General features: G+C 28.7%; 10 protein-coding genes. 7 read left to right on the top strand and 3 right to left on the bottom strand.

Translation table 11 applies throughout. From position 1 onward, the window contains the following. Position 1 precedes the first annotated feature (1 nt). Complete coding sequence (locus BA195_RS12925; RefSeq protein WP_068706123.1) at positions 2–2,419, bottom strand: YfhO family protein; 2,418 nt, start codon at positions 2,417–2,419, stop codon at positions 2–4. 2 nt (positions 2,420–2,421) lie between these two features. Then, entirely contained in the window at positions 2,422–2,700 is a 279-nt protein-coding gene (locus BA195_RS12920; RefSeq protein WP_245662356.1) for a DUF4834 family protein, read from the bottom strand. Between the two features lie 137 nt (positions 2,701–2,837). Here BA195_RS12920 and BA195_RS14465 point away from each other — a divergent pair, with 137 nt between their 5' ends. From BA195_RS14465 to BA195_RS12885, 7 genes are all read left to right on the top strand, one after another. Then, positions 2,838–4,220 carry a transporter gene (locus BA195_RS14465; protein ID WP_068706121.1) on the top strand — a complete coding sequence of 461 codons (1,383 nt, stop codon included), beginning with the start codon at positions 2,838–2,840 and terminating at the stop codon, positions 4,218–4,220. Positions 4,221–4,238: 18 nt separating this feature from the next. Further along, positions 4,239–5,357 carry a GTP cyclohydrolase gene (locus tag BA195_RS12910; protein ID WP_068706119.1) on the top strand — a complete coding sequence of 373 codons (1,119 nt, stop codon included), beginning with the start codon at positions 4,239–4,241 and terminating at the stop codon, positions 5,355–5,357. After that, entirely contained in the window at positions 5,357–6,067 is a 711-nt protein-coding gene (locus tag BA195_RS12905) for a 16S rRNA (uracil(1498)-N(3))-methyltransferase (protein WP_068706117.1), read from the top strand. Before BA195_RS12910 ends, BA195_RS12905 begins: the two co-directional genes overlap by 1 nt. Positions 6,068–6,209: 142 nt before the next feature. Next, positions 6,210–7,253, top strand: coding sequence for a helix-turn-helix domain-containing protein (locus tag BA195_RS12900; protein WP_141677721.1), 1,044 nt, complete (start codon positions 6,210–6,212; stop codon positions 7,251–7,253). 279 nt (positions 7,254–7,532) lie between these two features. Continuing rightward, entirely contained in the window at positions 7,533–8,174 is a 642-nt protein-coding gene (locus tag BA195_RS12895) for a DUF4159 domain-containing protein (RefSeq protein ID WP_068706113.1), read from the top strand. Continuing rightward, positions 8,158–9,069 (top strand): bile acid:sodium symporter family protein, encoded by a 912-nt coding sequence (locus tag BA195_RS12890; RefSeq protein WP_068706111.1) that lies wholly within the window; start codon positions 8,158–8,160, stop codon positions 9,067–9,069. The genes BA195_RS12895 and BA195_RS12890 overlap by 17 nt, the downstream gene beginning before the upstream one ends. 3 nt (positions 9,070–9,072) lie before the next feature. Then, positions 9,073–10,119: a lysophospholipid acyltransferase family protein gene (locus BA195_RS12885; protein ID WP_068706109.1), complete on the top strand. Its 1,047-nt coding sequence runs from the start codon at positions 9,073–9,075 to the stop codon at positions 10,117–10,119. Here the strand turns inward: BA195_RS12885 and BA195_RS12880 are convergent. Then, the gene (locus BA195_RS12880; protein WP_068706107.1) at positions 10,100–13,021 is read right to left on the bottom strand and encodes a serine hydrolase domain-containing protein; all 2,922 of its coding nucleotides are present in this window, start codon (positions 13,019–13,021) and stop codon (positions 10,100–10,102) included. The two genes, BA195_RS12885 and BA195_RS12880, sit on opposite strands and share 20 nt — an antisense overlap. Between the last annotated feature and the right edge of the window lie 22 nt (positions 13,022–13,043).

The raw sequence follows: 13,043 nt of genomic DNA, 5'->3' as shown, positions 1-13,043 counted from the left end.
TTTATTGTTGCTGTTTTTTGCGAATTACAAACCAGCCAATCGGAATTAGCAATAATAACGCATAACAAAATAATGTAATTATATTTCCGTTTCGTATTACAGTTGGCTCGTACTTAAATACAACTTCGTGTTTTCCTTTTGGTATATTCATACCTCTAAGTACATAATTCACCTGATAATGTTCAGTTTTAACGCCATCTAAATAAGCATTCCAACCATCTTTATAATAAATTTCTGAAAATACAGCAAACTGATTTTCTTGCGTAGCTGTTTTATAAACTAAGGTTGTAATATTATTTTTAATTAATGAAATTGTAGCTGTTGAATCTTTTTTAAATATATTATTATAATCCATATATCCTTGTGGACTTCTTTTTAACTCTCGTCCATTAATTACAGCTGATATTTTAGTATTTAAACTATCTAAAGCAAGTATCTCTTCATTTGCTGAACTTACTATTTTTAACGTATTAACAAACCAAGCATTTCCGTTTGCATCGGTATTTTCTTGAAACTTATCTTCACCTACAATAACGTATTTTGTATTCAACATATTTAATACGTTTATGTTATTTTTTGCGATTTGATAATCAAATAACTCTTGATAACGTTTCATTTTAGCGGCGTGATAACCACCAATCGAATTATGAAAATATGATGTTCGACCATCTTGCATTGGGTTACCTGCAAAATTAGCTACACGATAATAACTTTTATCTTTTAAAATATCTTTATCAGCCTTAGTTGGTGTAAATGGTTTTAACACTCTTCTTGCCGATGTAAAATCTTCTTTATTTACGTATTTAATATCCACCGAAACCAAATCGAAAACAATTAAACTTCCTAAAATAATTAAAACCGGAACTTGTTTTAGTTTTCCTTTTAGATAAAACCACAACAAAGCTGCTGCACCTAAAATCAATAAAAATGAGCGAACACTATCGTTAAATAGCATTGTTTTTCTATCAGAAATTAAGGCATCTATTAAAGTTGGTAATTCTTGATATTGGCCATCTCTTAATCCTTCAAAAGCGAATAAACTAGATCCGAATATCGCAAAACCTAAAGTAATTCCGCCTAAAACATAAAATGCCTTTTTTAGCGCATCTTCTTTTTCTTCGGATGTAGGTTTTGATGAAAAGAAATCTCGTAAAGCGATAATTCCTAATAACGGCACACATAATTCGGCTATTACTTGAATAGATGAAACCGCTCTAAACTTATTATACAATGGTACGTAATCAATAAAAAAGTTTGTAATAACTGAAAAATTTTTCCCCCAACTTAACATAATTGAAAAAATAGTAGCCGCAACTAACCAATTTCTCAAACGTCCTTTTACTAAGAAAACACCTAAAAAGAATAAAAAAAATAAAATAGCACCAATATAAGCTGGTGCTTCAACAATTGGTTGAGTTCCCCAATAGGTTAATACCTGACTTGAATAATCTTTAGCGACACTTTTACCTGCGTTTTGTTCTAAAACTTGATAAAAGTTAGAATCTTCTCCTAATTTTTCAACTGTTCCTCCTCCCATAAAACGAGGAATTATCAAATTAAAAGTTTCCGCAATTCCGTAACTATATTCGGTAATGTACGATTTTTCTAATCCTGTAGATTTTTCTTTTGGTGATCCGTCGGGAGTAATCGTTAATTCCGATTTTCCACGCGTACTAAAATCACCGTATTCTTTCATTGATAATAATCGAGTAGAATTTACTCCCAAGCCGATAAACATTGCAACCAATAATACGGCTACTTGTTTTGCAAATACTGGTAATGTTTTGGTTTTAAAAGCTTCTATAAATTCTACAATTGCCAATATCAACAAACAAAAACCTAAATAATAAGTCATTTGTGGATGATTTGTGTATACCTCTAAAGCCATTGCCAAGGCTGTAATTACAAATCCGACTAAATATCGTTTTCTAAAAACATATAAAACTCCTGCTATTACCATTGGCATATACCCAATTGCATGTGCTTTTGCATTGTGACCAGCCCCAAAAATAATAATTAGGTATGTTGAAAACCCGAAGGACAAACTTCCTAAAATAGCAAGTTTCCAATCTACTTTTAAAGCTGTAAGTAATAAGAAAAATCCTAAGAAATATAAAAATAAGTAATCTGCTGGTCTTGGTAAAAAGCGAATTGCTTTATCTATATAACGCACAAAATCATTCGGGTAATAAGCACTAACTTGGTAAGCTGGCATACCACTAAAAGCATTTCCTAACCAATATGGCTCTTCGTTATTGGTAATTCTATAATCTTTTACCTCTTTCGACATCCCTATAAATTGGGTAATATCGCTTTGTTTTATTCGTTTTCCGCTTAAAACCGGATTAAAATACAATAGTGAAATAATTGCAAAAACAATGATTGTTATTGCATACGGAATCATTTTTTTATAATTCATGCTTAATCTATTTCTTCAAAATCAACATATTCGCCTACCGAATTGTTACTTTGTTTTGTGGTTTGTGGCTTTTTATCTACAACAGTTTTACCTTCATCAACAGTACTTTCTTGTTGATTATTGTACTGTTGTGCTGCTTTCTTTTGAACTTTATCTACCGCTTTTTTTAACAAATAAGGAGCAAATAACTTTACTAGAAATTTAAGCACGTAATAAACAAGTATAATTATTAATATGGTTCTTAAAAAATTCATAGGTCCAGCTTCATTTATATATGTCATCTTAACTTTTAATAAAAAATTAATCAAAAATAACAATTTGAAGCAAAAGGAAGCGTTAAGACTTTACAAAACTTATATTATATAGTAATTTGTATTTTATGTATGTTTGTACTAATTGTATTAATTGAATTTATAACATGATTAAAAAACTTTTTTTATTTATTGCTTTTTTCTCAACCTTGGCTATAAACGCCCAGTACACAACGGTTATAAACTCAAATATGCCTGGTTTTTCTGAAAGCCCTTATAGTGTTGGTTCAGATGTTTATCAATTTGAAAGCAACCTGTTTTTTAGAAATATAAATGCTACACCTACTTTTAGTAATCCACAAGCAGTAGGTTTAGGACTTATGTTTAGGACGAGTTTCTTTTCTGAAAAGTTAGAATTTAACTTAAAAACCAGTTTTCAAAGCGATAAAATTGCTTTTAAAAACGTTTTTGAATCTTCATATAATAAATTTGGTTTAGGTCAGCTTACTTTAGGCGCTAAGTATTTAATATATACACCCACCTATAATAACAAAAAAGAAGAAATTAGAAGTTGGAAAGCAAGGCATTCTTTTGATTGGAAAAGATGGATTCCGCATGTTGGAGCCTATGCCGGACTTAACTTTGGAAGCATATTAAACACACCTCATAAAAAAGGAGGTATTAGCCCTAAAGTAGGAATTTTACTTCAAAACGAATTTTCAAATCAATTAAATTTAGTTACCAATATTCATTATGATTATATAGGCACTGATTTTTCTGAATTTTCATACATTATAACTGGTACTTATAATTTTAATGATTATTGGTCTGGTTTTGCTGAATGGCAAGATACCTTTGAAAAATACGAACGTAAAAACAATATTGGTGTTGGTGCTGCTTATTTATTTAACGAAAACATGCAGTTTAATGCAGCTATAAGAAGTAATTTTATTCAAGATGAAATAGGTTTTCAAACCAGCATAGGAGTTTCGTACAGATTAAACAGGCATCGCGACAAATTTTTAGAAGTTGATGAATTTGGTAATAAAATTGAAGAACAAAAACCTACAAATTACACCGAAAACAAAGGCTTTTTTGGTCGTTTGTTTGATAAAATTAAAGGTGTTTTCAAAAAGAAAGACAAACATACTGTTACTGTAAAAGAAGGCGAAAAAGAAGAAAAAATAACAGTAGAAAAACCAAAAAGAGAACGTTCTAAATCATTGGTTGATGTAATTGTTAAAGAAGATATAAAAGAAAAGAAAAAAACAACTAAAGCTGAAAAGAAAGCCGCTAAAAAAGCTAAAAAAGATGCTGAAAAAGCTATTAAGAAAAAAGAAAAAGAACGTTTAAAGCTAGAAAAAAACATTAAAAAAGAAGAAGAAAAAGAAGCTAAACGTAAAGAAAAAGAACGTCAAGAAATTGAAAAAAATCTTTTAAAGGAAGCAAAACGTAAAGAAGAAGAACGTTTAAAACTAGAAAAAGAAATAAAAAAACTAGAAGAAGATTTAAAAAAGGAAGAAGAAAAAGACAAGAAGAAGGATAATTAAAAATCTTACATTTGCTGTATGATTAAAATCAAAGAAATAACATCAAAAAAGGAAATGAAACAATTTGTTAAATTTCCTTTTTCTCTTTATAAGAACAATAAAAACTGGGTACCACCTATTATCAAAGATGAAATTGATAGTTTTAACCCTGATAAAAACCCTGTTTTTGAGCAAGCAAAAGCAACCTTTTTAATCGCCTTAAAAGACCAACAAATTGTAGGGAGAGTTATAGCGATTATTAATACCTACGAAGTTGAAAAACAACAAATAAAAAAAATACGTTTTGGTTGGTTTGATGTTATTGACGATATTAAAGTAACAGAAGCATTACTTAATAAAGTTAAAGAAATTGGTCTTAAAAATAACTTAAAATATATTGAAGGTCCTATTGGTTTTAACAACTTAGATAAAACAGGAGTACTTGTTGATGGGTTTGACCATATTGGTACTATGATTACATGGTATAATCATCCGTATTACTCAAAACATTTTGAGCAGTTAGGCTACAAAAAAGAAAAAGAATATTTAGAAAACAAATTTCTTTTTAAAAATGTTGATGCTGTAAAATATGGTAAAGCGAGTAATATTATTCAAAAAAGATATAACTTAAAGCCTTTAAATTTTACTACAACCAAAGATATAATGCCTTATGTTGATGAAATGTTTGAATTATTTAGTAAATCATACGCTAAATTATCAACATTCGTACCTATTTCAGCAGCACAAGTAAAGCATTTTAAAGAAAAATACATAAGTTTTATCAACCCAGAGTACATCAAGTTTGTAGTTGATAAAAACAACAAACTAGTAGCTTTTGCAATTGTAATGCCTTCTTTTTCTAAAGCTTTACAAAAAGCTAAAGGAAAACTTTTTCCCTTTGGTATTTTTCATTTACTAAATGCCCGTAAAAACTCAAAAGATGTTACTTTTTATTTAATTGGAGTAGCTCCTGAATATCAAAACAAAGGGGTTTTTGCCATTATTTTTAAAGAATATTCTGACACTTTTTCTAAAAAAGGGATTATAAATTGTATTAGAACTCCTGAGCTAGAAGACAATGAAGCCATTCATAAAATTTGGAAAGATTTTAATCCAACAATACATAAAAGAAGAAGAACCTATAAACTCGATTTATAATGCAGTTATTTTATAATCCAGATATTACTCCTGAAACCAAACAAATTAAGTTTGAAAAAGAAGAAAGCAGGCATATTGTTCGTGTTTTAAGAAAAAAAGAAGGTGACACTTTACATATAACTAATGGTGGTGGTTTTCTTTTTTTTGTAGAAATAACCATTGCTAGTGACAAAAAATGCCTTGCAAAAGTTATTAAGTATGAAGAAAAACCTAATAATAGAGATTATTATTTACATGTAGCAATCGCCCCTACAAAAAACAATGATCGTTTAGAATGGTTTTTAGAAAAAGCTACCGAAATTGGTGTTGATGAAATTACACCAATCATTTGTGATAATTCCGAAAGAAAGGTTGTAAAACTTGAGCGATTGTCGAAAATCATTCAAGCTGCAATGAAACAATCACTACAATTTACATTACCCAAACTTAACGCTCCAATAAAATTTTCAGATTTTATAAAACAAACCTTTACAGAAGAAGTGTTTATTGCACATTGTGAGGATAATATTGAGAAAAAAACATTAAAAAACATCGCTACTAAAAATTCAAAATACACAATTATGATTGGTCCAGAAGGAGATTTTTCATCTAAAGAGATTGAAAAATCATTAGCCGTTAATTTTAAACCTATTTCGTTAGGTATAAATCGTCTTCGTACAGAAACAGCTGGTTTAAATGTAGTGCAAAATATTGCTTTTATAAATCAATAACTGTTTTTTTTGTATATTTCGTTCAAAATATCCCTCATTGAACTCAGCTACTTTATTTAATTTTTTTTTAATCTTTAGTGCTTTAATTGGTTTTACTTTTAGCTTTACTCTTTTTTGTTCTAAAAATGGAAGAGAAAAAAGTATGCTGTATTTAAACCTCTTAATAATATCGATCTCACTAAATAACATTCAATCTTGGGCACTAGAAAAACAATTATTTCAACATAAATTTTCTTTAGATTATTTGCAAATACCTTGGCATTTTTTAGCAATGCCATTTTTATATATGTTTTTAATTAATTATTTAAATGTATCAAAAAAAGCATTTAATATTTTAAAGATTATAATTCCTGTATTTTTAGTTATAATAATTACTCAAATCACATTCGTGATAAGCCGTGATGATGTTTATCCACAAGTAGACATTGATTATATTTATGAAAAATACACCTCTTTTGAAGAGATCTTTAGTTTAGTAGTTTCTTTTTCTATTTTCATCTATTCATTTTACATATTGCATAAAAAAGAGCGAATTTTTTCTAAAATATCTTCTTTTGACAATTTAAAATGGTTGTTTACTTTTTTTAAGTTAACCGCTATTGGCTATACTTTATGGATTATTGCTTTAATTATTAAAGTAAAAATGGACTATACTGGGTTCATCTTTTCATATTATCCGCTTAGAATATACACTACTATACTTATATATTGGCTAGGTTACCAAGGATTACAACAAATAAGAATTTTAAATGAACGTAAGAAAATTAGAAAATCATTACTAATTGATTTAGATGAAAATAAAACAGAAACTATTGATATAAACACTAAAGATTCTCCTTCTGAAAAACAAAAAAAACAATTTTTAGAAATTGATAGCTTCATTACAAAAAACAAAAAATTTTTACTCCCTAAATACACGTTAAAGATACTTTCTAATGAAACCAAACTAAGCTCTAGTACGCTTTCTTTAATTATTAACAACATTGCTCGTAAATCTTTTACAGATTACCTAAACCAAAAAAGAATTAAACAAGCTAAGTTGCTTTTACTTGACTCTGATTATACTAATTACACAATTACTGCCATCGGACTAGAATGCGGGTTCAATTCAAAATCTACATTTTATACTGTATTTAAAAAACAATGTGGCTGTACTCCTGTACAATTTAAAAAACAAAAAAATTAATATATAAAAGAAAAAAAAGAGTTCGGAAACACCCAGATTGGACGTTTTCGAACTCTTTTTTAATATTCTTTTTTTAGATTTGTAATAGAGTCTATAATTTAAAGCTAGAGAATTTTTGAAGGGTTTTTCTATTTTTAAAGTTATAACTTCAAAAAAAAACATTGAAATTCGTTTCAATATTGAAAAAGAAGAAGACTATACATTAAAAACACTAATAGTAATATTAGTGTTTTTTTATTGTTCTTTTATTATCTTGCTTTTTATAACTTAAATTACCTAATGAAAAGCTTTATACTATTTTTTTTACTTATAAATTATTCAGTGATTTTTTCTCAACAAATTGCTGTTTTAAAATATAACGGTGGTGGCGACTGGTATGCCAACCCTACCTCACTAACTAATTTACTACAATTTTGTAATAACAATATAAATACTGCGGTTAACCAAAAGGTTGCTACAGTTACTTTAGAAGATGATACCATTAATAAATATCCAATTGTTTTTGTTACTGGTCATGGAAATATATTCTTTACTGATAACGATGTAAAAAACCTTAGAAACTACTTAATTTCTGGCGGATTTATACATATATCAGACAATTATGGCCTAGATAAGTATTTAAGAAGAGAGTTAAAAAAGGTTTTCCCAACATTAAAACTGCAAAAAATACCTAACAACCACCCAATTTATCATCAAACATTTTCTTTTAAAAAAGGCATGCCTAAAATTCATGAACACAATAAAAAACCTCCTCAAGGCTTGGGGCTTTTTTATAAAAACCGATTAATTATTTTCTATGATTATGAAAGTGATTTAAGTGATGGATGGGAAGATGCTGAAATTCACAACAACCCGAAAGAAATAAGGATGAAAGCTTTAAAAATGGGAGCAAATATTATTGAATATGCTTTTAAACATTAATAACACACAAATAGACAGTATTAAAATAAATTTTGATACAGATGGTTTATGGCTTCTAAACATTGCAATTGCTATTATTATGTTTGGTGTTGCATTGGGCATAAAAATAGACGATTTTAAACGCCTTTTAAAAAAACCTAAAATTGTTTTTGTTGGTGTGTTATCACAATTTATTTTGTTACCTGCTGTAACATTTATTGCAATTATTTTAATACAACCACATCCTAGTTTTGCTTTAGGAATGATGATGATTGCTGCTTGTCCTGGCGGAAATGTATCTAACTTCTTTAGTAAAATGGCTGGAGGAAATGCCGCTTTATCTGTAAGTTTAACTGCCTTTGCTACATTAATATGTATTTTTATGACTCCTATAAACTTACATTTTTGGGGAAGTTTATACAAACCTACAAATACAATTTTAAAAACTGTTGAATTAAATCCTTTCGAATTATTTAAACTAGTATCCCTAATACTAGGAATTCCTTTAATAATTGGTATGATTATAAAACATTATCATGCTGAAATGGCTGAAAAAACAGAAAAGATATTAAAACCACTTTCTATGATTGTTTTTATTATTTTAATTGTAATTGCTTTTTCTCAAAACCTAACTATTTTCACAAATTATATTCATTTAGTCCTATTTTTAGTTATTTTCCACAATGTTTTAGCCTATTTTCTTGGTTTTTTTACTGCTAAAATTTTTGGTTTAAACAAGGCTGATAGCAAAACAATTGCTATAGAAACTGGAATTCAAAATGGCGGATTGGGATTATTATTAATTTTTGGTTTCTTTGAAGGGCTTGGTGGCATGGCATTACTCGCTGCTTTTTGGGGTATTTGGGACGTTTTTTCAGGAATGATACTTGCAACTTATTGGGGAAGAAAAAATTAGTATATGAGAACATTTTTATATTATTTATTAAAAGTATACGTGAAAACAGGTTTGTTTTTTTACTCAAAAAAAACAACTGTTTTGGGCTTAGAAAACATTCCTAAAAACGAAGCTGTTCTTTTTACTGCTAATCACCCAAATGGCTTAATTGACCCTTTATTCATTGCAACACATATAAAGAGAAAGACTCATTTTTTGGTTAGAGCTGCTGTTTTTAATAATCGATTTTTAGCTTATTTTTTCGATTTATTAGGCATGATGCCTGTATATCGCATAAGAGATGGGATAAAACAACTTTCTAAAAATGAAGAAATTTTTAACAAGTGCCAAACTATTTTAAAAGAAAACAAAACGTTACTTATTTTTCCTGAAGGCAGTCATTGTAAAGATCGATTTATACGACCCTTAAGTAAAGGTTTTACTCGAATTGTTTTTGGCACCTTAGATAACTTCCCTACTACTAAAATACATATTATACCTGTAGGAATCACATATCAAAATGCTTCCTCTTATCCTTCAAAAGTTACTTTAAACTTCGGGAAACCTATTTTAGCTAATACTTATTATGATAAAAACAACATTACTAAATCTGTAAAAACAATAAAACAACAAGTAACAAATCAATTAGAAAGTTTAAGTGTTCACATAAACAACAATGAAGAATATCACGCTAGCTTACAAAAACTAAATAAAGCACAAATAGACTTTACAGATGTTAATTATGTAAACAAAATTATTAAAACAACACAATTTATAAAAGCAAAAAAACGTAGTAAAAACTACGTTTCTTTCTTATTTTATATACTAATTATAAATAGTATAGTGCCTTATTTAATTTGGAAGCTAATAAGTAAAAAGATAACTGAAATAGAATTTATCGACACGTTTAGATTTGCTTTAAATATCGTGCTTTTTCCTTTATTTTACCTTTTGCAAAGTTTACTTATTAGCTATTATACAGATTATAAAATGGCTTTTATTTACCTAGCTACTTCAATATTAATTGTACTTATTTATACCAAATTAAGTACTACTCCGACATCAAAATAGCTTCTTGAATATCTTTTTGAATTTTGGTACGTATGTTACTTTTTACCAATCCTCTATTTCGCATTGTAGGATATATTCTGTTAGATAAAAAGACATATACAATATCAGTTGCAGGATCTGCCCACGTATAAGTTCCTGTAAAACCACTGTGACCGAAACTTTTATCTGAAACACAACCACAAGTTGCTTTTACCTTAGGGTTTAGTTGTGGTTTATCAAACCCTAAACCTCTACGTACTTTTTTATTTTCATAATAACGTTTATTAAATTTTTGTACAGTTTCTGCTGCCAAATACCTTGTGCCTCCATAGGTTCCTTCTTGCAAATACATTTGCATTATTTTACCAACATCATTTGCATTTGAAAACAATCCGGCATGCCCTCCTACTCCACCAAGCATAGCCGCTCCCATATCATGCACATAACCATGTACTAATTGGTTTCTATAGTATGTATCTCTTTCAGTAGGTACTATTTCTGACTTTCTAAACTTTCTAAGTGGTAAATAACTCGTTCTGTTAGCACCTAAAGAGCTATAAAAAAAATCATTTGCTAACTTGTTAAGTGGTTTTTTATATTTCTTTTCTATGATTTCTTTTATCATATAATAACCTAAATCACTGTACTTATATCCTACTCTTTTTCGTTGTTCAGAATCAACAATATGTTTATATATTGAGTCTTTATAGCTTTTATTTAAATATAAATTTCTGGCTACTTTAATGTTAAAATTACCTGTTCGTTTTTTTCTATAATACTTTACTGAATTTTTTCCTGTTTCTTCATCTCTTGTATTCATATAAAAAGGAATCCAAGAACGTAACCGCCCATAATGAGACAATAATTCTTTTATTAGCAATGTATCTTTATTAGAATCTTTATACCTTGGTAAAACATCACCTAAACTAGAATACAAACTTAACTTTCGCTCTTCTTCGGCTTTCATTACCATAGGTAAAGATGCTAATATTTTGGTTAAAGAAGCTAAATCATAAATATCAGAGTTTCTTACTGCTTTTTTTTTTGCTAATGTATGGTATCCAAAACTTTTATTATAGATAACTTTTCCGTTTTTAGCAACAAAAATTTGACCACCTGGGGCCATTTTTTCTTGTAAAATAGTATCTATCCGTTTATCAATTATTGATAATTTTTCTGATGAAACTCCCGCTTCTTCAGGAATTGTATATTGAAAAACACCCGTTTCTTTTACAAAAATACCGGTTCCTTCTTTAAATTCATTTTTGATAGACACTGGTAATTTTCCTTTCATATCAAAAGCACCAAATAATGCTTGCGCTGATAATTCTTGCGATAATTTACTATTTTGATATGATACCACAACTCCTTCAATATTTTCAAACGATTTTACTTGTAGCAAACTGTACGGACTTGTAAATACATCTAAAATGACTTTCTTGTTTTTTGCTATTTCTTGTAGCCAAACTAAGTTTTTGTTCGAAAATTTATACCCTTTCCATGGATGCTTGTTGGATTTATGAAAACCTACAATAACCAAGTTATATTTTTTTAATTTTTGGCTCAGTACACTTAAATACTTATCTGAAACTACATCAACTGATGTGTAATTTTTTAACATCTTTACAAAAGCTCCGCCTTTCGCACCTCCTAAAGCGACGTAAGCTATTTTTTTGTCTTTTAAATTCTTAATAGGCAAAATAGCTTCTTTATTTTTTACAACTGTAATTGCATTTTTAATCAATTTTCGATGTAAAACCTCATCATAAGGCGAATTAATTTCTTTTGAAATATTTGTTGTTTCAATTGATTTATATGAATTTAAACCAACTAAATATTTTGCTTTCAATATTTTTTTTACTGAATAATCTAATCGCTCTTCTGTTAATTTCCCTTCAGTTAAAGCTTTTTTTAGTAATCTAACCGAACCAGGAACATCTTGTGGAATTAATAAAATATCGTTCCCTGCTAAAACTGCTGCCACATCTATTTGTGCTGGTGTTGAGTAATTAGCAGCTCCTTTCATATTTAATCCGTCAGTAATTATCAACCCTTTAAAACCTAGTTTTTCTTGCAATAAAGTTGTAACTACATTTTTTGATAATGATGACGGTAATTTTTTATTAGGTTCTAATGCAGGAATACTTAAATGCGCGGTCATAACACTAGCAACACCTTCTTTAAATATTTTTTTATATGGATATAGCTCTATTGAATCTAATCGTTGCTCGTTAAAATTAATAGTTGGTAAAGTATGATGTGAATCGGCAGCTGTATCTCCATGCCCTGGGAAATGTTTTGCGTTTGCCAACACTCCAACACTTTGCATACCTTTGGTAAAAGCGATTGCTTTTTGGGTTACATTTTCTTTATTTTCACCAAAAGATCTATTTCCTATAATTGGATTTTTAGAGTTTGTATTAATATCTACTACCGGAGCAAAATTTATATGAATTCCCACTCTTTTACAGTGTTCTCCTATTCTTTTTCCTGTTGCTTCTAACAGTTCATTATCTTGAATTGCTCCTAAAGTCATGTTCCAAGGAAAACGATAGGTGTTTTTTAAACGCATATCCAATCCCCACTCACCATCAAAACCAACCAGCAATGGTACTTTTGCTATTGATTGGTATTTATTATTTAAAGCAACCTGTTTTTCAGGAGTACCTTGCATAAAAATAACATTTCCAACATGATATTTTGTAAGCATATTGGTTATAAAATTTTCGTGCTTTTTATCTTTATTTGAATAGGCTTGTATCATAAATAACTGTCCAATTTTTTCATCAATCGACATATTATTCATAATACTATCTACCCATATTTTTTGATTTTCTGTATCCTTTGCTAGCAACGGATCTATTTGTTGCGACTGTAATGTTTGTATAAAAGCTATCGCTATTATGATAAATATCTTTTTCATCTATATTTTTTCTTCTCTTTTC

The sequence above is a fragment of the Tenacibaculum soleae genome (genome assembly GCF_001693415.1).
Taxonomy (GTDB): Bacteria; Bacteroidota; Bacteroidia; order Flavobacteriales; family Flavobacteriaceae; genus Polaribacter; species Polaribacter soleae.
Note: the sequence above shows the minus strand (reverse complement) of the source record. Positions and strands in the feature narration are given on the sequence as shown.